The organism is Flectobacillus sp., from assembly GCF_049240685.1.
Lineage (GTDB): Bacteria > Bacteroidota > Bacteroidia > Cytophagales > Spirosomataceae > Flectobacillus.
This window is the reverse complement of record NZ_JBMLSD010000057.1, coordinates 1-1003: the sequence shown is the minus strand read 5'-3', so window position 1 is coordinate 1003 and position 1003 is coordinate 1. Positions and strand designations below refer to the sequence as shown.

Below are 1003 nucleotides of genomic sequence, written 5' to 3'. Positions count from 1 at the left end.
ATTAGTAACAAATATGTTATAACTATGGAAAAGTCAAGCATAAAAACAGGACGTTTTGACCCAAAACTCAGCATTAAACGTGCTCGTGAACAGAAGAAAGTCACCTTTGGGTCAACATTGGTAACCCCCACGCATACCTACACATGGAGTTCAAGCATGGAACGTTTGAATATTCTTCGTAAAGGAATTCCTTATGAAGCCATCGAAGTATTGAGTCAGCGCATCAATACCTCTGTCAAAGATATTTTGCAGTTGATTGATATGCCTCAAACTACCTACAATAAGAAAAAACGAGAGCAAGCACTCCTGACAGGTCGCGATAGCGAAATTGTTTTGTTAACTATCGAACTGCTTGATTATGGCATTGAGGTATTTAATCAAGAAGAAGACAAGTTTCAGCGATGGCTCAAGAAAAGTAATATTGCGCTTGGTGGCGTTACCCCCGAAAGTTTACTAGACTCTACCACAGGTATTCAGGAAGTAATGAATTGCCTCAACCGACTTGAATACGGAAATTTAGCTTAATGAAAGTTTATAGAATCGAACGAGAAAAGTATCTGTCCACCACGCTACAGGGGATTGGGGCAGCGCTTAGTAAAGGTTTTCGTTGGAATAGTCAAAATACCTATTTGGTTTATACCGCCGCTACTCGCGCATTAGCCATGCTCGAAGTAGCCGTACACCTCGATTTGAGTGAGGATTTACCCAATGATCGGTATTATGTAGAAATAGACATTCCCGACGATATAACTATTTTAGAATTAGCCAATGAAGATTTGCCTGAACAGTGGGACGCAAAACCACCCTCGTTAGAAACCCAATACATAGGCGACGATTTTGTTAGAAGCAATAGTGCCGCTGTACTCAAAGTACCAAGTAGCATTGTTCCACCAGAATATAATTACCTGATCAATCCTAATCACCCTGAAGCTGCCAAAATCAAAGTAATTTCAACGCAAAAGCTTGCCTTTGATAAACGACTGAGAGGAGAATAGTGACTTAG

General features: G+C 40.4%; 2 protein-coding genes. Both read left to right on the top strand.

Annotation, left to right across the window (positions count from 1 at the left end; genetic code table 11):
- On the top strand, nt 1-525 hold a 525-nt coding region (parS, locus tag ACOVQ4_RS02535), incomplete at its 5' end, for a type II toxin-antitoxin system Xre/ParS family antitoxin (protein ID WP_421819094.1).
- A complete protein-coding gene (locus tag ACOVQ4_RS02530) occupies nt 525-995 on the top strand; it encodes an RES family NAD+ phosphorylase (RefSeq protein WP_421819093.1) in 471 nt (156 codons plus the stop codon). The genes parS and ACOVQ4_RS02530, both read left to right, overlap by 1 nt.
- Nucleotides 996-1003: the final 8 nt, after the last annotated feature.

Excerpts from the sequence above, each read along its gene's own strand:
- ACOVQ4_RS02530 (WP_421819093.1), top strand. The coding sequence starts at position 525 with ATGAAAGTTTATAGAATCGAACGAGAAAAGTATCTGTCCACCACGCTA.